The organism is Polaromonas potterensis (genome assembly GCF_033446725.1).
Classification (GTDB): Bacteria; Pseudomonadota; Gammaproteobacteria; order Burkholderiales; family Burkholderiaceae_C; genus Polaromonas.
In genome coordinates, this window is record NZ_JAWQLX010000024.1 from 1 (window position 1) to 1,158 (window position 1,158).

A 1,158-nucleotide genomic window follows, 5' to 3' on the forward strand; every position below is an offset into this window, starting at 1 on the left:
GCCATGGAAGCGAGCTCCAGTGCGCACCACTGGGCCCGCAAGATGGTCGCTCTAGGATTGGATGCACGCATCATTGCGGCCCACTTGGTCGCTCCCTACCGGATGCAAGGAAAAAGTGGCAAAAACGATGCCAATGATGCCGCCGCAATATGCGAGGCTGCCAGTCGACCGCAAATGCACTTCGTGCCCATCAAGAGCGTCGAGCGGCAGAGCATGCTGTGTATCCACCGCTTGCGTGAAGGGTTCAAGGAAGAGCGCAATGCCTGCACCAACCGCATTCGCGGCTTGCTGGCGGAGTTTGGTCTGGTGTGCGCCCAGAGCCTGCGCGCGCTGCGCCAGGCGCTGCCCGACATGATGGAGGATGCTAGCAATGAGCTCGGTGGCCTGGCCCGTTTGGCATTGCAGCGCGCCAAAGAACAGTGGGATGAACTCGATGCCCACTTAGCCTGGTGTGATGCGCGCATTGCAGCCCACGCCAAAAGCAATGAGCAGGTGCGCCAAGCCGAATGTCTTGCAGGTGTCGGGCCAGTAACTGCATCTGCTGTTATAGCCACTGTGGGCGACTTCAAGCAGTTCCGAAACGGCGCCCAGTTTGGTGCATGGCTGGGGCTGACCCCCAGGCAGAACTCCAGTGGTGGGCGTAACAATCTTGGCGGCATCACCAAGCGCGGCGACATGTACCTGCGCATGCTGCTGATTCAGGGGGCCAAGTCGGCGGTGCTCACAGCGCATAAGCGCGATGACCCGATCTCCCGGTGGGCCCATGCCCTGCGGGAGAAGTCGGGCTGGCAAAAGGCGGTGGTGGCGCTGGCCAACAAGAACGCAAGGATTTTGTGGGCGGTGATGACCAAAGGCAAGCCCTTTGATGCGCGCCATATCAGTGTCATGCCCACCGCAGTGATTACCGCGGCCTGAGCAGCCAGCCAGATCGTTTGAGGTTTCTTGTCAGACGTGATTCCGAAGGTGCAGTAAACAGGTCAGACCGGCGGCAGACAAGCCCGACTAACCCTTTGTGGCGTTCGATTGGTAACGACCACGGGAACGGAATGGGGCCCTGCCGAGCGGTTCGTATCTGGGGTCGCATTGAACAAGCAATGCATCAAGCCCGTCTGTAGATGTGCAGTCTGTTCCCGTTGCCTCGCACCATCAATTTCACGA

Annotated in this window: 1 protein-coding gene; it reads left to right on the plus strand. The window is 59.8% G+C overall.

Annotated features, from left to right (window positions below; genetic code table 11):
- A partial coding sequence (locus R6254_RS21925) for an IS110 family RNA-guided transposase (protein ID WP_318409806.1) occupies positions 1 to 915 on the plus strand: 915 nt, incomplete at its 5' end.
- Positions 916 to 1,158 lie beyond the last annotated feature (243 nt).